At 72.9% G+C, this 20,840-nt stretch carries 17 protein-coding genes; 5 read left to right on the top strand and 12 right to left on the bottom strand.

Annotated elements, in window-relative coordinates:
- Position 1: 1 nt before the first annotated feature.
- Together AB0L75_RS08385 and AB0L75_RS08380 are read right to left on the bottom strand one after the other, a co-directional pair.
- On the bottom strand, positions 2 to 1,699 hold the full coding sequence (locus AB0L75_RS08385; RefSeq protein WP_365177106.1) for a hypothetical protein: 1,698 nt from the start codon (positions 1,697 to 1,699) through the stop codon (positions 2 to 4).
- 209 nt (positions 1,700 to 1,908) lie between these two features.
- Positions 1,909 to 3,294 (bottom strand): transcriptional regulator, encoded by a 1,386-nt coding sequence (locus AB0L75_RS08380; RefSeq protein ID WP_365177103.1) that lies wholly within the window; start codon positions 3,292 to 3,294, stop codon positions 1,909 to 1,911.
- A gap of 263 nt (positions 3,295 to 3,557) precedes the next feature.
- Here AB0L75_RS08380 and AB0L75_RS08375 point away from each other — a divergent pair, with 263 nt between their 5' ends.
- From AB0L75_RS08375 to AB0L75_RS08365, 3 genes are all read left to right on the top strand, one after another.
- Positions 3,558 to 4,223, top strand: coding sequence for a bifunctional DNA primase/polymerase (locus AB0L75_RS08375; protein ID WP_365177100.1), 666 nt, complete (start codon positions 3,558 to 3,560; stop codon positions 4,221 to 4,223).
- Positions 4,224 to 4,303: 80 nt separating this feature from the next.
- Positions 4,304 to 5,080 (top strand): ABC transporter ATP-binding protein, encoded by a 777-nt coding sequence (locus tag AB0L75_RS08370; protein WP_365177097.1) that lies wholly within the window; start codon positions 4,304 to 4,306, stop codon positions 5,078 to 5,080.
- Positions 5,077 to 6,663, top strand: coding sequence for a transporter (locus AB0L75_RS08365; protein WP_365177095.1), 1,587 nt, complete (start codon positions 5,077 to 5,079; stop codon positions 6,661 to 6,663). The genes AB0L75_RS08370 and AB0L75_RS08365 overlap by 4 nt, the downstream gene beginning before the upstream one ends.
- A gap of 93 nt (positions 6,664 to 6,756) precedes the next feature.
- Here AB0L75_RS08365 and AB0L75_RS08360 read toward each other — a convergent pair whose 3' ends face one another.
- Positions 6,757 to 7,644 (bottom strand): alpha/beta hydrolase, encoded by an 888-nt coding sequence (locus AB0L75_RS08360; protein WP_365177093.1) that lies wholly within the window; start codon positions 7,642 to 7,644, stop codon positions 6,757 to 6,759.
- A 322-nt stretch (positions 7,645 to 7,966) separates the two neighbouring features.
- Positions 7,967 to 8,659, bottom strand: coding sequence for a metal-dependent transcriptional regulator (locus AB0L75_RS08355; protein WP_365177090.1), 693 nt, complete (start codon positions 8,657 to 8,659; stop codon positions 7,967 to 7,969).
- A gap of 219 nt (positions 8,660 to 8,878) precedes the next feature.
- Between AB0L75_RS08355 and AB0L75_RS08350 the strand changes: the two genes are divergently transcribed.
- Positions 8,879 to 9,634, top strand: a complete 756-nt coding sequence (locus AB0L75_RS08350) for an SIS domain-containing protein (RefSeq protein WP_365177087.1) — start codon at positions 8,879 to 8,881, stop codon at positions 9,632 to 9,634.
- Between the two features lie 13 nt (positions 9,635 to 9,647).
- On the opposite strand, the gene AB0L75_RS08345 is transcribed toward AB0L75_RS08350, so the two are convergent.
- On the bottom strand, positions 9,648 to 11,036 hold the full coding sequence (locus AB0L75_RS08345; RefSeq protein ID WP_365177084.1) for a PAS domain-containing protein: 1,389 nt from the start codon (positions 11,034 to 11,036) through the stop codon (positions 9,648 to 9,650).
- 414 nt (positions 11,037 to 11,450) lie between these two features.
- Positions 11,451 to 12,137: a pyridoxamine 5'-phosphate oxidase gene (gene pdxH, locus AB0L75_RS08340; RefSeq protein WP_365177081.1), complete on the bottom strand. Its 687-nt coding sequence runs from the start codon at positions 12,135 to 12,137 to the stop codon at positions 11,451 to 11,453.
- Positions 12,138 to 12,358: 221 nt separating this feature from the next.
- Here pdxH and AB0L75_RS08335 point away from each other — a divergent pair, with 221 nt between their 5' ends.
- A complete protein-coding gene (locus AB0L75_RS08335) occupies positions 12,359 to 13,459 on the top strand; it encodes a citrate synthase 2 (RefSeq protein WP_365177078.1) in 1,101 nt (366 codons plus the stop codon).
- Between the two features lie 70 nt (positions 13,460 to 13,529).
- On the opposite strand, the gene AB0L75_RS08330 is transcribed toward AB0L75_RS08335, so the two are convergent.
- From AB0L75_RS08330 to AB0L75_RS08305, 6 genes are all read right to left on the bottom strand, one after another.
- Entirely contained in the window at positions 13,530 to 14,567 is a 1,038-nt protein-coding gene (locus tag AB0L75_RS08330; protein WP_365177075.1) for a 2-oxoglutarate and iron-dependent oxygenase domain-containing protein, read from the bottom strand.
- A 227-nt stretch (positions 14,568 to 14,794) separates the two neighbouring features.
- Complete coding sequence (locus AB0L75_RS08325; RefSeq protein ID WP_365177072.1) at positions 14,795 to 15,394, bottom strand: TetR/AcrR family transcriptional regulator; 600 nt, start codon at positions 15,392 to 15,394, stop codon at positions 14,795 to 14,797.
- 4 nt (positions 15,395 to 15,398) lie between these two features.
- Positions 15,399 to 16,133, bottom strand: coding sequence for an enoyl-CoA hydratase family protein (locus tag AB0L75_RS08320; RefSeq protein WP_365177070.1), 735 nt, complete (start codon positions 16,131 to 16,133; stop codon positions 15,399 to 15,401).
- Positions 16,130 to 17,698 (bottom strand): 4-coumarate--CoA ligase family protein, encoded by a 1,569-nt coding sequence (locus AB0L75_RS08315; RefSeq protein WP_365177067.1) that lies wholly within the window; start codon positions 17,696 to 17,698, stop codon positions 16,130 to 16,132. The genes AB0L75_RS08320 and AB0L75_RS08315 overlap by 4 nt, the downstream gene beginning before the upstream one ends.
- Before the next feature lie 29 nt (positions 17,699 to 17,727).
- Positions 17,728 to 18,918 carry an acyl-CoA dehydrogenase family protein gene (locus tag AB0L75_RS08310; protein WP_365177064.1) on the bottom strand — a complete coding sequence of 397 codons (1,191 nt, stop codon included), beginning with the start codon at positions 18,916 to 18,918 and terminating at the stop codon, positions 17,728 to 17,730.
- 7 nt (positions 18,919 to 18,925) lie between these two features.
- Positions 18,926 to 20,833 (bottom strand): biotin carboxylase N-terminal domain-containing protein, encoded by a 1,908-nt coding sequence (locus tag AB0L75_RS08305; RefSeq protein WP_365177061.1) that lies wholly within the window; start codon positions 20,831 to 20,833, stop codon positions 18,926 to 18,928.
- Between the last annotated feature and the right edge of the window lie 7 nt (positions 20,834 to 20,840).

Raw genomic sequence — 20,840 nt, 5'->3', positions numbered from 1 at the left:
GTCACAGCTGGGTGGGCTGGCGCTGGGTCAGGCCGTACTTCTGCGCGATCGTGTTCCACAGCACCGCCGCCTTCGCCTTCTGCGCGCTGGCGGTGCTGCTCTCCCGGTTGCCGGCCTGGGTCTCGTTGGTGATGCGGGCGTGGCCCCGGCGGCAGGCCTTGTGCCCCTTGGACTGGTCGGCCCAGGCCGCGTAGTGGTTGTCGGCCGCGGCGGACGCCTGCCAGGCCTTGGTCAGCGCGGCGGTCAGGTCGCCGTTGTCCGGCAGCTTGTCGACGGACAGCTTGCCGAGCCGGGTGACCAGCTGGTCGCGCTGCCCGGCCGCGGCGCGCAGGTCGGAGGCGGCCCCGTCGAGGTTGTCGCACTGCTTGACGTCGGCCACGGCACCGATCACCGAGGCGCGGCTGCTGCCGCTGTCCGCGAGCAGCTTGTCCAGCTCGACGGCCTGGGCCCGGGCCGGGTCGGCGGCCGCGGAGGAGCCCTGGCCGGGGGCCGGGGAGGTGGCCGCGACGGTCTTGCCGTCGGTGCCCTGGTCCTTGCCGCCGCCGTCGCTGAGCAGCACGCCGGCGCCGACCCCGATGACGACGATGCCGACACCGACGGCGGCGATCAGCGGCACCCGCGACCGGCCGCGGCTCGGTTCGTCGTCGTAGCCGGGCTCGTACGACGGCTGCTGCGCGCCGTAGGAGGGCTGCCGGCGGCCGTACGGCGGCTGCTGCGCGGCGCCGGGGCGGGCGTCCGGCTGCGGGACGCGCGGCAGCTGCTGGGTGGACCCGGCCGGGCCGTCACCGCCCGCCGGGCCGCTGCGGAACAGGCTGTCGAACTCGGCCGGCGGCTGCCGGTCCCCGCCCTGCGTCTGCGCCTGGGCGGCGTACGGCGGGATGTACTGGGTGGCCTCGGCGTCGGGCGACGCGGGCGCCGGCGGCCGCTGGGATGCGTGGCCGAGGTACCGCGTCTCCTCGCCGGCCGACTCGGGCGGCAGCGCGCCGGGGGCCACCGGCGGAATGTACTGGGTCGCGCCCTCGTCGGCGGGGGCGGCCGGCACGGGCGGTATGTACTGGGTCGCGCCGTCGGCGGAGGAGGCCTGCACCGACGGTATGTGCGGTATGTACTGCGTCGCCCCCTCGTCGGCCGGGGCTGCCGCCGGGACCGGCGGGATGTACTGGGTGGCACCGTCGGCGGCGGGCGGCAGCGGGGCCCCGGCGGCCGGGTACGCGTCCGGCAGGGCGGGGGGAAGGGGCGCCGCGGCGGCCGACGGCTGCGGGTACTGCGGCTGCTGGTGCTGGTGCTGCGCCTGTGGCTGGTGGTACGGCTCCGGTGCCGTGCCGTACCCCGGTTGCTGACCGGCGCCGTAGCCGCCGTCCTGGCCGCCGCCCTGGCCGTAGGACGGAGTCTGGCCGTACGCCGGGGCCGGGGCGCCCTCGGGGGGCAGCGGGCCGGGGTTCGCGGCGGGCGGCTGCTGGTGCGGGACGTCCGGTGTGTGCCAGTGCTGGACCGCCGCCGGAGGCCAGCCCTGGCCCTGCTGGGGCTGCTGCTGCTCGGGCCCCCAGGAGCCGCCCCAGGCCTGCCCGCCGGCCGGGGCGGCGGGGGCGGGCTCGCCGGTCATGCCCGGCAGCAAGGGCTCGCCTCCGTCGGAGGGCAGCACGATGCCTTCGTGCGCGGGCCGCGCCGAGGGCTCCTCGCCCTGTCCACTCTGCGTCACCGGGACTCCTACTAATGGGGGACCTTGTGAATCGCGCTCACGCTACCGGGTCCCCCGAGCCGGGTGCCACGCAGCTCAGGGCGCGATCTTTCCGCCTGTGACGGCGATAACAGAACCGTCCCGCGGTGCGCTGCCGTGCGGCGCCGCAGGGCACCCTCACGTCATCGGGTGCCGTTCGCCGCATGTTCACGCAACCGCGGGGCCGTTGTTCAGGCTGCCTGCTGGAGATCGAGGCGCGCCCCGAACTCCCGTACCACCGCCTCCTCCCGGAAGGGCTCCAGGCGCTGCTGCAGGTCCTCCAGATACTCGGCGCCCCGGTTGGAGCGGAGCGTCTCCAGCAGCTCCACCGCCTTCAGGCCGGTGTTGCAGGCCCGTTCGACCTCGCGCTGCTGCACCTGGGCCGTGGCGAGCAGCACATAGCCGATGGCGCGCCGGCGGGCCCGGGAGGCGGGGTGCCCGGCCAGGGCCCGCTCGGCGTACCGGGCCGCCTGCTCGGGCTGCCCGAGGTCGCGGTGGCAGTGCGCCAACTCGTCGGCCAGATAGGCCTCGTCGAAGTGCCGGATCCACACCGGGTCGTCTCCGGAGGAGTCGTCCGCCTGCTCCATCGCCGTCACAGCCCGCCCGATGGAGGCCTGGGCGGCGCGCACGTCACCGAGCAGGGCGTGTCCGCGGGCCTCCGCCGCGTGGAACATCGTCTCCACGCGCGGGGTCACCTGCCCGCGCGCCCCCTCCTGCGCCGCCCGCGCCAACTGGGCGATCTCGCGCGGGTTTCCGAGCTGCGCGGCGAGGTGGCTCATGGACGCGGCGAGGACGTAACCGCCGTACCCGCGGTCCCCGGCGGCCTGCGCGAGCCGCAGCGACTGGATGTAGTAGCGCTGGGCCAGGCCCGGTTGCCCGGTGTCCACGGCCATGTAGCCCGCCAGCTCGGTCAGCCGGGCGACCGCGGCGAACAGGTCCCGTCCCACCGTCTCCCGGTACGAGCCCGCGAGCAGCCCGGAGACGACGCTGTTGAGGTAGTGCACGACCACCGGGCGGACATGCCCGCTGCCGTACTGGTGGTCGAGGTCGGTCAGCGCCTGGGTCATGGACCGCACGGCCGCCACATCGGCCAGGCCCACGCGTGGGCCGGCCTGCCGGGCCACCTGGGCGTCCGGCGCCGAGATCAGCCAGTCCCGGCTGGGCTCGACCAGCGCGGAGGCGGCGACGGAGGAGCCGGACAGGAAGTCCCGCCGGCCCACGTCGCTGCGCCACAGCTCACAGACCTGCTCGATGGCCCCCAGTACCGTCGGCGAGAACTGGAGACCGACCCCCGAGGCGAGGTTCTTGCCGTTGGCCATGCCGATCTCGTCGATCGTGACCGTACGGCCGAGCTTGCGCCCGAGCGCCTCCGCGATGATCGCCGGGGCCCGGCCCCGCGGCTGCTGTCCGCGCAGCCAGCGGGCCACGGACGTCTTGTCGTAGCGCAGGTCGAGCCCGTGCTCGGCACCGCACATGTTGACCCGCCGGGCCAGCCCGGCGTTCGAGCACCCCGCTTCCTGGATGAGTGCCTGCAGCCGTTCGTTCGGCTGCCGGGCCACGAGAGGCCTTGCGGCCATGTGCTACCCCCTGCGTTGCGATCCCCTGGGCGTGACCGATTCGGGAAGATCACTGCCCAGCTGACATACCGCCAATGCGCGACATGTGCCGTTTGCCGGGGTAACGACGGCTGCCAACCCCATCCCTGGCTACCCACCCGACGCCGTGTTTCCCCCTGCGCGCCCCCGGGCGTGCACCCATGCGCCCCGACTGCGGAACCGATGCTCCGCCCCCGCGCGCGCTCCAGCCGTAACTCCAGGTGGGTGCGGGAGTTGAGAGGAGCGTGGAAGAGACGATCGCGGGCGCCCAGAACACTCAGATTTCCGGTCAGATCCCGCAGCAGCGTGGGGAATCGCTGCTGGAGACCGCCGTACGCTACGCCGAGGAGCGGCACTGGGACGTGTTCCCGGGCACCTGGCTGGAAGCGGTCGCCGGCATGCAGCGCTGCTCGTGCAGCGATGCCTCCTGCCCTGCGCCGGGTGCGCACCCCGCGCGCCCCGACTGGGCGACGCAGGCCACGGGCAGCGCGACCGTCGCGCGCCGGATGTGGCAGAAGCAGCCGACGGCGTCGATCCTGCTGCCGACGGGGCGGACGTTCGACGCGCTGTCCGTCCCGGAGAGCGCCGGGTTCCTGGCTCTCGCCCGCATGGAGCGGATGGAGTTGACCCTGGGGCCGGTCACGCTGGCTCCCGATCGGCGGATGAACTTCTTCGTGCTGCCCGGGGGTTCGGCGAAGGTGCCGGATGTGGTGCGCAAGCTCGGGTGGACGCTGTCGTCGTTGGATCTGGTGGCGTTGGGAGAGGGAAGTTACGTGGCCGCTCCCCCCACCCGCTTCGGCTCTCGTGGTGCCGTGCAGTGGGCGTGCCGGCCCACCCCGGCGAACCGGTGGCTGCCGGATGCCGAGGAGTTGATCTCGCCGCTCGCCTATGCGTGCGGTCGGGATCGCTGACGTGAGCCCACGCGGCGTCAGCCGCATATCAGGCGCAGTCCCGCGCCCCTGAGGAACTCGGCCTCACCTACTGTGCATGCATGACCGAAGTCGCAGTACGCGTGCGTGGGCTCTGGAAGCAGTTCGGGCAGCAGGTCGCCGTCGCGGGGATCGATCTGGAGCTGCCCGCCGGGAAGTTCATCGGGCTGGTCGGGCCGAACGGGGCCGGGAAGACCACCACCCTCTCCATGGTCACCGGGCTGCTGCGGCCCGATGACGGCACCGTCGAGGTCGTCGGTCATGACGTGTGGCGGGATCCCGTGGCCGTCAAGGCGAGGATCGGCGTCCTTCCCGAAGGACTACGGCTGTTCGAGCGGCTGTCGGGGCGGGAGCTGCTCGGGTACTCGGGGCGGCTGCGCGGGCTGCCGGGGGCGGAGGTCGACAAGCGGGCCACGCAGCTGCTGGACGTCCTCGACCTGGCCGGATCCCAGCACAAGCTCGTCGTCGACTACTCCACCGGCATGCGCAAGAAGATCGGGCTCGCCGCCGCGCTGCTGCACAACCCCGAGGTGCTCTTCCTGGACGAGCCGTTCGAGGGCGTCGACCCGGTGTCCGCGCAGACCATCCGGGGCGTCCTGGAGCGGTACACGGCCTCCGGTGCCACAGTCGTCTTCTCCTCCCACGTCATGGAGCTGGTCGAGTCGCTGTGCGACTGGGTCGCGGTGCTGGCGGCCGGGCGGATCCGCGCCACCGGTCCGCTCGCCGAGGTGCGCGGGGCGCACCCGACGCTCCAGGGGGCGTTCCTGGAGCTGGTCGGGGCGAGCGGGCGGGACGCCGGGTCCGATCTGGACTGGCTGGGCGGTGGGGCGGCGCGATGACGAGCCTCACCTCCACCGTCGTACGGCTGAAGCTGTCGCTGCTGCGGGGCGGGCTGCGGCAGTCCGGGGGCCGGCGGGCCGCGTTCGTCGCCTCGACGGTCATCGCGGTCCTGTTCGCGCTGCTGCAACTGCTGGGGCTGCTCGCGCTGCGCGGGCACGCGCACGCCGACGCCGTCGCCGTACCGGGTACGGCCGTGCTGGCGCTGGGCTGGGCGGTGCTCCCGCTGTTCTTCCCGACCGGCGACGAGACGCTGGATCCGACTCGGCTGGTGATGCTGCCGCTGCGGCCCCGGCCGCTGGTCCGGGCGCTGCTCGCGGCCTCGCTGGTCGGCATCGGCCCGCTGTTCACGCTGCTGGTGCTGGTGGGGTGCGCGGTGGCCGTGGCGCACGGGGCCGCCGCGTACGCCGTCGCGGTGCTCGCCGTCGCCCTCGGCCTGCTGGTCTGCGTGGCGCTCGCACGGGCCGTGGCCGCCGCCAACGTACGGCTGCTGACCAGCAGGAAGGGCCGTGATCTGGCCGTGCTGAGCGGGCTGGTGATCGCGATCGGCGCGCAGTTGGTCAACTTCGCCGCCCGGCAGCTCGGTTCGGCGGGCCTCGGGCAGCTGCAGCCGGTCGCGGACGCGCTGGGCTGGGTGCCGCCCGCGTCGGCGATCTCGGCGGTGGGGTCGGCGAGCGAGGGGGCGTACGGCACGGCCGCAGCCCAACTCGCCCTCACCGCAGCCGGGTTGGCGGCACTCATCGCCGTGTGGGCACGCACCCTGACCCGGCTGATGACCGCGCCCGACGGCTCCACGCTGCAGGCCGCCGACGCCCAGGCCCCGGGCCGTGCGTCGAGCGGCCTCGGACGCCTGCTGCCGCAGGACCGCACGGGTACGGTCATGGAGCGCAGCCTGCGCTACATCTGGCGGGATCCGAAGACCAAGGCCGCGTGGGTGACCTCGCTGGCGATCGGGCTGATCGTGCCGGTGTTCAACGCGGTGCAGGGCACCGGGTCGGTGTACTTCGCGTGCTTCGCCGCCGGGATGCTCGGCATCCAGATGTACAACCAGTTCGGGCAGGACACCTCCGCGTTCTGGACGGTGGCCATGACCATCTCCTCGCCCCGGGACGCCTACGCCGAACTGCGCGGCCGCGCCCTGGCCCTGCTGCTGATCACCCTGCCGTACGCGGCGCTCGTGACGGTGGTGACGACGGCCGTGCTGGGCGCCTGGTCACGGCTGCCGGAGGTGCTGGGGCTGTCCTTCGCCCTGCTCGGGGCGATGCTCGCGACCGGCGCCTGGACGTCGGCCGCCTTCCCTTACTCCATCCCCCAGGAGGGCCACAAGAACGTCGCCCCGGGCCAGGCGGGCCTCGCCTGGATCTCGATCTTCGGCGGCATGGTCTCCGCGGCCCTGCTCTGCTCCCCCGCCATCGCCCTCACCATCTGGCTCCACGTGAGCGCGGGCGGCGAGGACTGGAGGTGGCTGCTCCTGCCGGTGGGTGCGGCGTACGGCGCGGGGCTGACCTTCCTGGGCCTGCGCCTGGCAGCTCCGAGGACGGCGGCCCGCTTGCCGGAGATCCTCGCGGCTGTCAGCAAGGGATAGGGAGAGTCACCCAAGGGGCGCGGGGAACTGCGCGAACAACCACACACGACCCGCACCCGCCGACGATAAGCAACCCGGCAGACGCATAGGCACTCAATCCCCGCGCACCCGATCAAGAAACGGCTGGACAGCCGACCGCCAGGCCGACGGCAGTTCATAGTGCGCGAGGTGCCCCGCCTCAGCGACCTCCGCGTACTCCCCCGCCGGAAGCACCCGCACCATCTCCTGTGCCTCCGCCCGCCCCAGCTCCCCGTCCACCCCGCGCACGACCAGCGCCGGGCAGCGCACCTGGGCCAGCTCCTCCCAGTGCGCGTCGTACACCCAGGTCTCACGGGACCTGAGCATCTGCTCCGGCTCGAACACGGGCCGCCAGCCGTCGACGGACTCGTGCATCACCTCGGCGTAGAACTCCCCGCGTGCCGGGTTCGGCCGCTCCACCCACGGGTCGTCCTCACCGAACCACTTGCGGACGTCGGCCAGCGTGGCGAAGGGGGCGGGCCAGGCCTGGAACCACTGCGCCCACTCCCGCTGCGAGGCGGCCCCCAGTGCGGAGGCCCGCATATCGCAGATGATCAGGGCCCGGACGAGATCGGGACGCTTCGCGGCGAGCTGCCAGGCGGTCAGGGCGCCCATGGCGTGGCCGATGAGGACGGCGGGGGCGAGGCCGAGCTGTTCGAGGGCGGCCTCGGCGTCCTCGACGTAGGCCTCACGGGTGTAGGCGGCCTGAGGGGGCTTCTCGCTCTGGCCGTGCCCTCGCTGGTCGAGGGCGACGGCGCGGTGGCGTGCGGCGAGCCAGCGGGCCGTCGAGGCCCAGTGGGAGGCGCGGCCCATCAGGCCGTGCAGTAACAGCACGCCCGGAACGCCGGGCTCCGGGGCCGCCCGGCCCTGTGCCGGGTCGAGACCCGTCTTGGGAGGGTCGGCGAACTCCCAGGCGGCCAGGCGCACCCCGCCCGCTCCCGTCACGTCGATCCGCCGTGCCATGGGCCTGGCACCCCCAGCTCCGCCCGCCTCGTACCGGTGTACTGCCGTACTCGCTCGTACTTGCCGCTGTCGCTGTCGTGCTCGTCCTGCCGCCGCAGACTATCGAATACCCATTCGAAAAATCTGTCTCTGCGGACAACACCCCTCATTCGAGTGACACCCCTCAAGGAATGATCGCCGCCGCGCAGGGGATCTCTTCTGCGGGAGGCGGACCGCTCGGGGAAAAACGGTCCGAGGGGATGACCCTGAGAGCTCGGGGCTCCGGGTCAGCACAGGGGAGGACAGGCCCCGGCGCCACAAGGGCGCCGGGGCCCTCACATGCTCAGCGCTTGGCGACGAACACGTGCGAGGCGACATCCGCCTCCAGCTCCGCCGCCTCGCCGCCGCTGCCCACCAGGACACCGCCGGCCGACTCCGTCACGCTCACCACGGAGCCGGGCTGCACACCCGCGCGCCGCAGCGTGTACATCAGCTGGGCGTCCGTCTGGATCGGCTCGCCGATCCGGCGGACGACGACCGTCTTGCCGTCCGCCCCCGGGTCCAGGTCGGCCAGCGAGACCATGCCCTCGTCCAGGAACGGGTTGGCGCCGTCCTTCTCGCCCAGCTCCTCCAGGCCCGGGATCGGGTTGCCGTACGGCGACTCGGTGGGGTGCCGCAGCAGCTCCAGGACGCGGCGCTCCACGGCCTCGCTCATCACGTGCTCCCAGCGGCAGGCCTCCGCGTGCACCTGCTCCCACTCCAGGCCGATCACGTCGACGAGGAGGCACTCGGCCAGCCGGTGCTTGCGCATCACGCGCGTGGCGAGCCTGCGGCCCTCGTCGGTCAGCTCCAGATGGCGGTCGCTGGCCACGGACACCAGGCCGTCGCGCTCCATGCGCGCCACCGTCTGGCTCACCGTCGGCCCGCTCTGGTCCAGCCGCTCCGCGATGCGGGCGCGCATGGGGACGACGCCTTCCTCTTCGAGTTCGAGGATGGTGCGGAGATACATCTCCGTGGTGTCGATCAGTCCGGACATACGTGCCCCTCGATTACCTCTGCCGGAAGGTCGCCCGGCGCGTGCGCTGGCCCTGTCGTCAATTCTGCCGGATCCCACTGACAAGCGGGGGCCGCCGGGGAAACCACGTGGCTGTGCCCACCCCGACAAGGCCGGCGCCCGAGCAGACGGCCGTATTGACACCGCACTGGTCCAGACCGCACGGTGATCCGCGACACAGACGCTGCGAAGGGGCACCGCATGAGCGACGGCACGCCTGCCGACCTGTTCTTCGACGCCGCGATCGGCCTGCTGCAACGGGTCCGCGAGGAGGAGGCCGCGTCGATCGCCGCGGCCGGCACCCTGCTCGCCGACACCGTCGCCGCCGGCGGCCGCCTGTTCGCCTTCGGCGCCGGGCACTCCTCGCTGGCCGCCCAGGACGTCGTCTACCGCGCCGGCGGCCTCGCCCTGATGAACCTGCTCGCCGTCCCCGGGGTCGTCGGTGTCGACGTCACCCCGGCCACCCTCGGCTCCGCCCTCGAACGCGTCGACGGCCTCGCCGGCGCCGTCCTGGACACCTCCCCGGTCCGCGCCGGCGACGCCCTCGTGATCATCTCCCTGTCCGGCCGCAACGCCCTGCCCGTGGAGATGGCGCAGAACGCCCGCGCCCTCGGTGTGCGGGTCATCGGCGTCACCTCGGTCGCGTACGCCGCGCAGACCACGTCCCGGCACGCCTCCGGCACCTTCCTGAAGGACCACTGCGACATCGTCCTGGACTCGAAGATCGCGGTCGGCGACGCGGAACTCACCCTCGACACCATCCCGGCGCCCTTCGCCCCGGCCTCCACGGTCGTCACCACCGCCCTGCTGCAGGCCGTCATGGCGACCACCGCCGCCACCCTCGCCGACCGGGGCATCGAGCCCCCGCTCCTGCGCTCCGGCAACGTCGACGGCGGCCACGAGTGGAACGGCCGCGTGATGCGGGAGTACGGCGACCGGATCTTCTACCGGCGCTGAGCCACCCGGGGGCCTAGTCCTCCCGCACCGCGTCCGCCAGGTCCAGCGCCGCCGCGATACGGACCGCCACGTCCTCCGCGTAGGCCGAGTCGGACCGCTCGAAGCGGTGGCGGCCGGAGCCGCGCAGGAAGGTCACCACGCCCAGCGTCCGCCCCCGGCTGCGCAGCACCGCGCACAGGGCGTGCACCGCGTCGCCGGGCCACTGCCGGGCGAGCGCCCACTCCCGCGCCACCTCCGCCGGGACCGAGCCGACGTCCGCGCGCACCGCGCCGGCCCGCTCCACGCACTGCAGCGCCGGGTGTCCCGGCTCGTAGCGCACGGGCAGCCCGGCCGCCCCCGTGAGCAGGCTGGGCCCGGGCGCCCCGGCGGGCGTCGCCGCGAGCCGGACAAGCCGTACGGGCGCCTCCTCGCCCTCCGTGCGCCCGGGGGGCGCCACCCGGTCGATCAAGGCGTGGTCGGCGAAACCGGCGAGCGCGAAGTCCAGGTGGACGGTGGCCGCCTCGGCCGGGTCCTCGCACTCGGCGGCGGCACGCGCGGCCCGGTGCAGCTGGTTGGTGCGGAACCGCAGCAGGGCCGCTTCCTGCTCGCTCTGCTTGGCCTCGGTGACGTCCTGGAACAGCCAGCCGACGCCGAGCGGCACCGGTTCCTCCGCGAGCGGCGAGGCCAGCCGCACGAACCCGCTGCGCCAGCAGCGCCGTTTCTCGCCCTCCGGGGTGCGTACCGCCACCCACATCTCGGCGGGCGCGGGCGGGGCGCCCTCGGCCAGCACATGGGTGAGCGCGGCCTCCAGCTCCTCCACGCCCTGCGCGAGCAGCTCGCCGAGCGGCCGGCCCAGCGCGGACGTACGCCCGATCCCGAGGACACGGGCCGCGTGCGCGTTGACGACGGCGGGCCGCAGATCGGCGTCGATGAGGACGACTCCCCAGGCGGCGTCCTCGAACAGCGCCTCGCTCAGCGCGATCGACCGCTCCAGGTCGATCTGCGCGTGCACCTCGCTGAACGCGCAGTACACCCCGGCCGGCTTTCCCTCGGGCCCGCGCACGGCGGCGGACTGGGTCCGTACGAGCACCCGCCCGCCGTCCTTGGTCACCAGCGCGAACTCGTGCACCTGCCGTCCGGGCGCGTGCATCGCCGACATCAGCCGGGCCTGCACCTCCTCGGCGTCGGCACTGCGCACCGCCCACCCGGCGAACCCCTGCCGGCCGACCGCCTCGGCGGCCGTCCAGCCGAGGATCCGCTCGGCCTCCCGGTTCCAGTGCGTGACGACCCCATCGGCGTCGAACGCGCACAGGGCCGCGTCCATGCCGTCGAGCAGTGCGGCGAGCAGATCGGATCCCCCGGATTCACCGGGGTCGTCCGGCCCCAGCTCGTCGGTGGTCCCACTCCGCCGGGAAGCACTCACCTGGACCCCCTGCAGGCTGCGTCTGCGCGCGTTCGGCGCGCGGTTCGCTCACTGGCCTTCATTCAACTGGAACGTGACCCAGCCCACATCATGTTCCCGAGAAAAAAAGAGCTTGAGCGTCTGCCGCCGGTTTCCTAGGGTGTCGGTTACACGAGAAGGGAGGTGGTTCGGCAGATGTATGAGAACCGGACGCGTGAGGTGGCTGCGGGCTAGCGGCCCGTCACCACACAAGTGCGGTGCCGGACCAGCACGTGACAGACGCGTGCAGCCGGCCCAATCCCAGCAGTCACCCGACCCGCGAACTCGCCGGTACGTCCGGCCGGCTTCTCCGCCGAGAGGTGGAGGACCCGAGTTCGCGGGTCGTCTGCGTTTTCGCGGGTCGTCTGCGTTCAGGGCCCGCTGCCGGTGCGCGGCTCAGGGGCTGAGGCGCTCGACCTTCCAGGTGCCGTCGGGCCGGCTGACGTAGCGCAGACGGTCGTGGAGGCGGTTCTCGCGCCCCTGCCAGAACTCGACGGCCTGCGGGGTGATCCGGAAGCCGCCCCAGTGCGGCGGGACCGGGACCTGTTCGCCCTCGGGGTAGCGGGCCTCCAGATCGGCGTAGGCGGCATCGAGTGGGGTGCGGGAGGCGATCACCGAGGACTGGGCGCTGGCCCAGGCGCCCAGCTGTGAGCCGTGCGGGCGGGTGCGGAAGTAGGCGGCGGTCTCGTCGCGGCCGGTGCGGCGGGCGGTGCCGGTGACGATGACCTGGCGGGCGAGCGGGTGCCAGGGGAAGAGCAGGGCGATGTGCGGGTTCTCGGCGAGTTCGCGGGCCTTGCGGGAGTCGTAGTTGGTGTAGAAGACGAAGCCCTCGGTGTCGAACTGCTTCATCAGGACGGTGCGCGAGCTGGGGCGGCCGGCCGCGTCCGCCGTGGAGACGACCATCGCGTTGGGTTCGTAGACCGTCCCGTGCAGGGCCGCCCGGGCGGCGTCCTCGAACCAGCGGGCGAACTGGTCCATGGGGTGGGTGGCGAGGTCCTGTGCGGCGAGGCCCTCCGCCCGGTACTGCTTGCGCATGGCGGCGGGATCGATGGCGGGGTCCAGGAGCGGGTCGCGGTCGGTCACGCGGTCATCTTGCCGTACGGGCCGTGCGTCCCGTACGGCCGTATCGGACGGCCGGAGCCCCGGGGCCTGCCGAATGGGCCTGGCACTCAGTGTCGCGTGGGCTCCCCATGTGTGGCACCGGGGGATATCGTGCTGGTTCTCCTGCGGTTTTGGGTGACCACCAGCCGTTCGGGGCATCACGGGGGTGACCGCCGCCGACCATATTCACGAGGAGCCGCCTGATGTCCGATTTCGTACCCGGACTCGAGGGAGTCGTCGCGTTCGAGACGGAGATCGCCGAGCCGGACAAGGAGGGCGGCGCCCTGCGCTACCGGGGCGTCGACATCGAGGACCTGGTCGGGCACGTCTCGTTCGGGAACGTGTGGGGGCTGCTGGTCGACGGCGCCTTCAACCCCGGTCTGCCGCCCGCCGAGCCGTTCCCGATCCCGGTGCACTCCGGGGACATCCGGGTGGATGTGCAGTCGGCGCTCGCCATGCTGGCCCCGGTGTGGGGGCTGAAGCCGCTGCTCGACATCGACGAGCGGCAGGCACGGGACGATCTGGCTCGGGCCGCCGTGATGGCGCTGTCGTACGTCGCCCAGTCCGCGCGCGGGCAGACGCTGCCGATGGTGCCGCAGCGGGAGATCGACAAGGCGAAGTCGGTCGTGGAGCGGTTCATGATCCGCTGGCGGGGCGAGCCGGATCCCAAGCATGTCGCCGCGGTGGACGCGTACTGGACGTCGGCCGCCGAGCACGGCATGAACGCGTCCACCTTCACGGCGCGGGTCATCGCCTCCACCGGCGCCGATGTCGCCGCCGCGCTGTCGGGTGCGGTCGGGGCCATGTCCGGGCCGCTGCACGGGGGTGCGCCGTCGCGGGTGCTCGGGATGATCGAGGAGATCGAGCGGACCGGGGACGCGGAGGCGTACGTCAGGCAGGCCCTGGACCGCGGTGAGCGGCTGATGGGGTTCGGCCACCGGGTGTACCGGGCGGAGGATCCGCGGGCGCGGGTGCTGCGGCGTACGGCGCGCGAGTTGGGCGCTCCGCGGTTCGAGATCGCGGAGGCGCTCGAAAAGGCCGCGCTGGAGGAGCTGCACAACCGCCGGCCGGATCGTGTGCTGGCGACCAACGTGGAGTTCTGGGCCGCGATCATGCTGGACTTCGCCGAGGTTCCGGCGCACATGTTCACTTCGATGTTCACGTGTGCCCGTACGGCCGGGTGGTCGGCGCACATTCTTGAGCAGAAGCGGACCGGGCGGCTGGTGCGGCCGTCTGCTCGGTATGTGGGGCCGGGGGTGCGCCGTCCGCAGGACATCGAGGGTTACGCGGACATCGCCCACTGAAGGGTGCCTGAGGGGCGCGGGCGACGCGGCGGAGCCGCATATCGATGAAGTCCCGCGCCCCTGAGGGAGTTCACGCCGCCGGTGTCAGCAAGGCGCCGTGGTGTCGTTCCGCCACCAGCGGGTGCGCCCTGAGCTTGCCCTTCAGTTCGTTGTAGCCGTACTCGGCGTACAGGGGGTTCGCCGGGTCGGTGGTGATGCCGGGGGCCTCGGCGGCGTGCGGGAAGGGCAGGGGCGCTATCCGGGCGTCCAGGCGGGGGTTGTAGAAGAACGGGACGGAGAAGCGTTCCGTTGCTCCTGCCGGGCTGACCACGCGGTGGTTGGTGGCCAGAAGATAGCCGTTGGTGGCGACCTCCAGCAGTTCGCCGAGGTTGACGACGAAGGCGCCCTCCAGCGGCGGGACGTCGTGGAAGCGGCCGTCCTCGCGGTGCACCTGGAGGCCGCCGACCGTGTCCTGGAGCAGGAGGGTCAGGAACCCGTAGTCCTTGTGGGCGCCCACCCCCTGGTCGGTGCCGTCGCCCGCGCTGCCGGGGTAGCGGACGAGCTTGAGGTGCGGGTGGGCCCGGGCGCCGAAGATCGGGTCGTAGAAGTCGGCGGGGGCGCCGATCGCCGCGAGGAGTTCGTGCAGGAGGCGCTCGGCGACCGCGCTGAGTCTGTCGATCCAGGTCAGGGCCGCCGTGCGCAGCTCGGGGAGGGCGGCCGGCCACTGGTTGGGGCCCTGCAGCCACCAGTACGGGGGCTCGTCGGGGCCGGGGACGCGCGCGGGGCGTTCGGCGCCTATGTCGAGCTGGTCGCGCCAGTCGCGGGCGCCGGCGGTGCGTTCGTCGCCGGTGCGGGTGTAGCCGCGGAAGTGCGGGGAGTTCACATTGTCCAGGGCGAGCCGGTCGGCCTCGGGGAGGGCGAAGAAGGCGCGCATGGCGGTGAGCAGCGCGTCGGTCTCGGCCGGGGTCACGCCGTGTCCGACGAGCTGGAAGAAGCCGACGTCGTGGGCGGCGCTGTGCAGCTGGGCGTGGAGCAAGGCACGAGCCTGGGGGCCGCGGTCGGCGGCCGACAGGTCGATGATCGGGAGCTGGTCGTACGACGGGGTCGTCGTCGCGATGTGCGTGGTCATGGATGCGTCCACAAGGGTGTGTGGGCCACGGGCAGGCCGCCGAGGGTAGGGCGGCGCCCAGAATGCCGTAAGAAGAGGGAGAAAAAAGGGCTGAATCAGGCCGAAAGCCGACAGCCCATGCTCGTGACGCGCACGTAGTCCACGTGGCGTCGGCGAACGAGCATCGGAAGCATGCGGCAAGGGTACTGCTCCGCGCCGGATCCAGGTACGGCCCCGCTGCCGACGGCTCAGCGCAGAGCCTGTTCCAGCAGGTCCGCCCACTGGGCGACGACCCGTTCGCGGCGCGGGGTGTCGTCGGTGAGGAGGTTGGCGAGCCCGAGGCCGCGGGCCATGTCGAGCAGGCCCTGGACGGTCTCGCGGACGCCGGGGCGGGACTCGTCGGCGCCGAGGAGGTCGACGGCGATCCGGTGGGTCTCTCGGCCGACACGGGCCTCCAGCTCGGTCACGCGCGTGCGCAGCTGGTCCTCGTCGGAGGCGGCGACCCACAGGTGCAGGGCGGCACGGAAGAGGGGGCCGGTGTAGAGGTCGACGAGGGCCGCGACGACGGCCCGGCGGTCGGCGGGGCCGCCCGGGAAGAGCGCCCGCAGCGCGGTGGAGCGCTCCTCGGCGACGTACTCGACGGCGGCCGTGAACAGGTCCTCGCGGGTCGGGAAGTGGTGCTGGGCGGCGCCGCGCGAGACACCGGCGCGCTCGGCGACGACGGCGACGGTGGAGCCTGCCCAGCCGTGTTCGGCCAGGCAGGCCACGGCGGCCTCCAGGAGCCGCTGCCGGGTGGCCCGGCTGCGGTCCTGCTTGGGCACGCGGTCGCGTTCCGCCGCCGTGCTCATCCGGTCACACCACCCATGCCGCGTCCCGTCTTTCCAGGAAGGCCGTCATCCCCTCCCGGGCCTGGTCGGAGGCGAACAGCCGGGCCGAGAGGGCGGTCAGGTCCGCCGCGTCCCGGTCGAATGTCTCCAGCACCCTAGCCGTGAGCAGCCGTTTCGTCTCGGCCAGGGCCTGTGGCGAGGAGCGGCGCAGGCCGTCGAGGATCGGGGCGAGGGCCTCGTCCACGTCGTCGGCCGCCGTCGTGAGCAGGCCGAGCCGCACGGCCTGCGCCGGGTCGAAGCGTTCGCCGGTGAGGTAGTGGCGGGCCAGGGCGCGGGGGTCGGTGCGCGGGATCACCGGGAGGGAGATCACGGCGGGGGCCACGCCGATGCGGACCTCGGTGAAGGCGAAGGTGGCCGTGGTGGAGGCGGCGGCGATGTCGCAGGCGGCGAGGAGGCCGAGGCCGCCCGCGCGGACGTGTCCGGTGACGCGGGCGACGACCGGTCTGGGCAGCTCGACGATCTGCCGGAGCAGGCCGACCAGGGCGTCCGGATGCGGCGGGTCGCGCAGGTCGGCGCCGGCGCTGAAGGTGCTGCCGGTGTGGGTGAGGACGACGGCCCGGAGGTCCGGGTCCTTGCCGCAGTCGGTGAGGGCGGCGGCGAGGTCGGCGACGAGGGCCGCCGAGAGCGCGTTGCGGGTGTCGGTCGCGTCGAGGCTGAGGGTTTCGACGCCGCGCGCGCGTGTACGGCTGATCGACGTCATGGCAGCTCCCTGAGTTCCCGGCGCAGGATCTTCCCGGAGGCGGCGCGCGGGACGGTGTCGATGAAGGTGACCTGGCGGACGCGTTTGTAGGGGGCGACGCGTTCGGCGACGTGGAGGAGGATCTCGTTCTCCGAGAGGTCCCCGGCGTCGGCACGGCGGACGACGAAGGCGTGCGGGACCTCGTTGCCGTCGTCGTTGCGGGTGCCGATGACCGCGGCGTCGGCGATGCCGGGGTGGGTGAGCAGCAGGGCCTCCAGTTCGGCGGGGGCCACCTGGAAGCCCTTGTACTTGATGAGTTCCTTCACCCGGTCCACGACGAACAGCCAGCCGCCCGCGTCGACGTACCCGACGTCTCCGGTGTGCAGCCAGCCGTCGGCGTCGATCATGGCGTCGGTCGCGTCGGGGCGGCCCAGGTAGCCCTTCATCACCTGGGGGCCGCGGATCAGGATCTCGCCGGACTCGTCGGTGCCGAGGTCCTTGTCGGGGTCGTCGAGGGACACGATCCGCATCTCGGTGCCGGCGATGAGCCTGCCGACGGTGCCGGCGGGCGCGTCGTGCAGTCGGTCGAGGGGGACGACATGGGTGCCGGGGGACAGTTCCGTCATGCCGTAGGCCTGGCCGATCGGGGGCAGGCCCAGCCGGTCGGCGCAGGCCCGGGCGAGCTGGGCGTCCAGCGGGGCGGCGGCGCTGATGACGTATCTCAGGGAGGAGAGGTCGTAGCGGGTGACCGCCGGGTGCTTGGCGAGGGCGAGGACGATCGGCGGGGCGACGTACAGGCCGGTGATGCGGTGGTTCTCGATGGCCGCGAGGAAGGTCTCCAGGTCGAAGCGGGGCAGGACGACGACCGTGGCGCCCTTGCGCAGGGGCGCGTTCATCAGCGCGGTGAGGCCGTAGATGTGGAAGAACGGCAGGACGGCCAGGATGCGCTCGCCGGGCGCCATGGTGACGGCGGGCTCCAGCTGGGCGAGGTTGGTGGCGATCTGCCGGTGGGTGAGCATCACGCCCTTGGGGACGCCGGTGGTGCCGGAGGAGTACGGCAGCGCGGCGATGTCCTCGGCCGGGTCGAAGGCGAGCCGCGGCTCGGGGGCGGTGGTGGCGAGCATGTCGATGAGCGACCGGTGCCCGCTCGCACTGTCGCAGACGAAGATCTCCCGTACGCCGCCCGCGAGTTCGGCGGCGCGGCGGGCCGTTCCCAGCAGGGGTGAGACGGTGATGATCCAGCGGGCGCCGCTGTCGCCGAGCTGTTTGGCGAACTCCTCGGGCGTGGCGAGCGGGTGCACCGTGGTGACGGTGGCACCCGCGCGCGTGGCCGCGTAGAAGGCCGTCGGGAAGGCGACGGTGTTGGGGCTGTGCAGGGCGAGGACATCGCCCTTGGCGACGCCCGCGTCGGCGAGACCGGCGGCGATACGCCGGTGGAACCGGTTCACCTGCTCGTACGTGAGGGTGGTGCCGTCCGTGCCGTCGATCAGGGCCGGCCGCTCGCCGAAGTCTGCGGCGTGCCCCAGGACCGCTTCGTGGATGGGGAGTTCTACGGGCGGAACGTCTGCGTACTCGCTGCGGAACACGGTTCCTCCAAGCGGCTGCCGGTGCCGGCCTAGTACGACTTGGGCAGGCCCAGGGTCTGGTGGGAGACGTAGTTGAGAATCATCTCCCGGCTCACCGGGGCAATACGAGCCACACGTGCGGCCGTTATCAACGAGGCGAGCCCGAACTCGCGCGTGAGCCCGTTGCCGCCGAGGGTGTGCACGGCCTGGTCGACCGCCTTCACACAGGCCTCCCCGGCCGCGTACTTCGCCATGTTGGCGGCCTCGCCCGCGCCCATGTCGTCGCCGGCGTCGTACAGGTGGGCCGCCTTCTGCGTCATCAGCCGGGCCAGCTCCAGGTCGATGTGCGCCTGCGCCAGGGGGTGGGCGATGGCCTGGTGGGCGCCGATGGGGGTCTTCCAGACGGAGCGGTCGCGGGCGTACTCGACGGCTTTGGCGAGCGCGTAGCGGCCCATCCCGATGGCGAAGGCCGCCGTCATGATCCGCTCGGGGTTGAGGCCGGCGAACAGCTGGAGCAGGCCCGCGTCCTCTCCCCCACTGCCGAAAGCGTGGGAGGTGCCCCCACCGACGAGCGCGTCGGCCGGCAGCCGCACATCGTCCAGGACCAGCTCGAACTGCTTCTCGGCGGCGTGGAGTTCCATGTCGATGGGGCGCTTGTGGAAGCCCTCGGCGTCCGTCGGGACGATGAAGAGGCAGGGCTTGAGGCGTCCGGTGCGGGCGTCCTCCGTGCGGCCGACGATGAGGACGGCGTCCGCCATGTCGACACCGGAGATGAAGACCTTGCGGCCGGTGAGCAGCCAGTCGGCGCCGTCGCGGCGGGCGGTGGTGGTGATGCGGTGGCTGTTGGAGCCCGCGTCGGGTTCGGTGATGCCGAAGGCCATGAGGCGGGTGCCGTCGGCGATGCCGGGGAGCCATGCCTGCTTCTGGGCCTCTGTGCCGAAGCGGGAGATCACGGTGCCGCAGATGGCCGGGGACACGACGAGCATGAGGAGGGGGCAGCCTGCGGCGCCCAGCTCTTCGAGCACGATGGAGAGTTCGGTGATGCCGCCGCCTCCGCCGCCGTGCTCCTCCGGGAGGCTGACGCCGAGATAGCCGAGCTTGCCTGCCTCGGACCAGAGTTCGGTGAGGGGTTTGCCTGCGGCCACGGTCTGGACCAGATAGTCGCGGCCGTAGCGTTTGCCGAGGGCGGCTACGGCGGATCGGAGGGCTTTGTGCTCTTCGGATTCGATGACGGCGGTCATGGGTCTCCTAGGAAGAGGTTTCCTGCACTACGGCGAGCAACGTGCCCGGCTCCACCTGCTGACCGGCCTTGACGTGCAAGGCGCTGAGCGTTCCGGTGACCGGTGCGGAGATCTGGTGCTGCATCTTCATCGCCTCCACCCATAGGAGGCCCTGACCGGCCTGAACCGTTGCCCCTTCCGTCAGGCCCTCGGCGACGCGTACGACCGTGCCCGGCATCGGTGCCAGCAGGGAACCCGGTGCGAGCTGGGCGGTGGGGTCGGGGAAGCGGGGCAGGGCGGTGAGGCGGGCGGCGTTGACGTGGACCTCGTCGCCGTACGCGCGGACCTCGAACCTGCGCTGCACGCCGTCCACTTCGAGGACGACGACGCGCGCGTCCGCGTGCACGACCCGCACCCCGTCGGCCGTGAGGCCCTCCCGGGTGTGCCGGTAGTGGACCTCGTGCTCCTCGCCCGCCATCTCGTACCGCTTGACCTGCGACTGCGAGGGCAGGTTGCGCCAGCCGCCGAAGCGGGAGCGGCCGTGGGCGGCGGCGAGGGCGGCGGCCAGGGCAACCAGAGGTGGTCGCGCAGCGACTCCGTTGAGGGCGGTGGTGGGAGACGGGCGGGCGGACGGGTCGGGGGCGGGGGTGGTCAGTGCGGGCAGATGGCGGTCGTAGAAGCCGGTGTCCATGCGGGCGGAGGTGACGTCCTCGTGGCGCAGGGAGCGGACGAGCAGGTCGCGGTTGGTGGCCGGACCGTGGATCGCGGCGCGTTCCAGGGCGTCCGCGAGCCGGCGGAGCGCCTCCGCGCGGGTGGGCGCGTGGGCGACGACCTTGGCGAGCATCGGGTCGTAGTGGACGCCGATGGTGTCGCCGTCGGTGTAGCCGGTGTCCAGGCGGACGCCGGCCGGCAGGGCGAGGTGGTGCAGGGTGCCGGTCTGCGGGGCCCAGCCGTGGGCGGGGTCCTCGGCGTACAGGCGGGCCTCGATCGCGTGGCCACGCGCGCGTGGCGGGTCCTTCGGCAGGGCGTGGCCCTCGGCGACACGGAGTTGTCCGGCGACCAGGTCGAGGCCGAACACCTCCTCCGTGACGGGGTGTTCGACCTGGAGGCGGGTGTTCATCTCCAGGAAGTGCGCGCGGCCGTCGGCGACCAGGAACTCGACGGTGCCGGCGCCCACGTAGGCGACGGCGCGCGCGGCCTGTACGGCCAGCGCGTACAGATCCTCCGTGAGCCCCTCGGAGAGGCCGGGCGCCGGGGCCTCCTCGATGACCTTCTGGTGGCGGCGCTGGAGGGAGCAGTCACGGGTGCCGAGCGGCCACACGGTGCCGTGGGCGTCGGCGAGGATCTGCACCTCCACGTGGCGGCCGTGCTCCAGGTAGGGCTCCACGAAGACCTCGCCGTCGCCGAAGGCGCTCGCGGCCTCGGCGCGCGCGGCCTCCAGTGCGGCGCCCAGCTCCTCCAGACGGCGCACGATCCGCATTCCGCGCCCCCCACCGCCCGCGGCCGCCTTCACCAGCACCGGCAGGTCGGCCTCCGTGACGTCGGTCGCGGCGAGGGGCGCGAGGCCCATCAGTTCCTTCGCGCGGATCTTGGACGCCATCGCCTCGATGGCCTCCGGGGGCGGGCCGATCCAGGTGAGGCCGGCGTCGAGGACGGCGCGGGCGAAGTCGGCGTTCTCGGAGAGAAAGCCGTAGCCGGGGTGCACGGCGTCCGCGCCGGCGGCCAGGGCCGCCTTCACGATCAGGTCGCCGCGCAGATACGTCTCGGCGGGCGCCGCGCCCGGCAGCCGTACCGCCGTGTCGGCCACGCGCGCGTGGAGCGCGTTCTCGTCGGCGTCCGAGTGCACGGCGACCGTCCGGATCCCCAACTCACGGCAGGTGCGGACGATCCGGCAGGCGATCTCGCCCCGGTTGGCCACGAGCAGTGTCGTAATCACGTGATGC

Origin of the sequence: Streptomyces sp. NPDC052101 (genome assembly GCF_040680235.1) — a bacterium.
Classification (GTDB): domain Bacteria; phylum Actinomycetota; class Actinomycetes; order Streptomycetales; family Streptomycetaceae; genus Streptomyces.
The sequence above is the reverse complement of the archived record's forward strand: the minus strand, read 5'-3'. Positions and strand labels throughout refer to the sequence as shown.